Here is a 559-nt window from a genome sequence, read left to right on the forward strand (position 1 = left end):
GTTGTTATTGACCATTACATGGGAAAAACCGAGCTAGAACAATCACCTAAGCGCGTGGTTGTGATTGGTTTTGGTCCTTTAGATGTTTTGGATAACTTCGGGATTGACCCTGTAGCTGTGTCAAACGCATCTCATCTTCCGAGCTACCTTTCTAAGTACAGCAAAGAGAATTACACATCAGCAGGCAGTTTGTTTGAGCCTGACTTCGAAGCTATTTATATGCAAAAACCAGATCTGATCTTGGTTGGCCCGCGTGGCTCCGCGAAATATGAAGAGCTAAGTGAAATTGCCCCAACGGTTGTGTTTGCAGCTAAAGAAGGCGAAGGCTACTGGGAAGGCACGCAGGCTCAATGGCGTAACATTGGCAAAATCTTCAACATTGAAGACAAAGTCGAGCAAAAGATTGAAACATTGGATGCTCAATTTAAAGCGATTCGCGACTACAACCAAACGAACAATAACGATGCACTAACGATTTTGAGCATCGGTGACAACATCAGTGCCTTTGGTGCGAAGTCCCGCTTCGGTGCGATTTACAATGACTTTGGTTTCATTGAAA

The 559-nt window shown here is 44.2% G+C and carries 1 protein-coding gene; it reads left to right on the top strand.

Going from position 1 to position 559, the window contains the following annotated elements:
- Positions 1 to 559 (top strand): ABC transporter substrate-binding protein (locus R7Q48_RS29865; RefSeq protein ID WP_318134005.1); only part of this gene is annotated, 559 nt, incomplete at both ends.

This window comes from Vibrio sp. 378 (assembly GCF_033339435.1).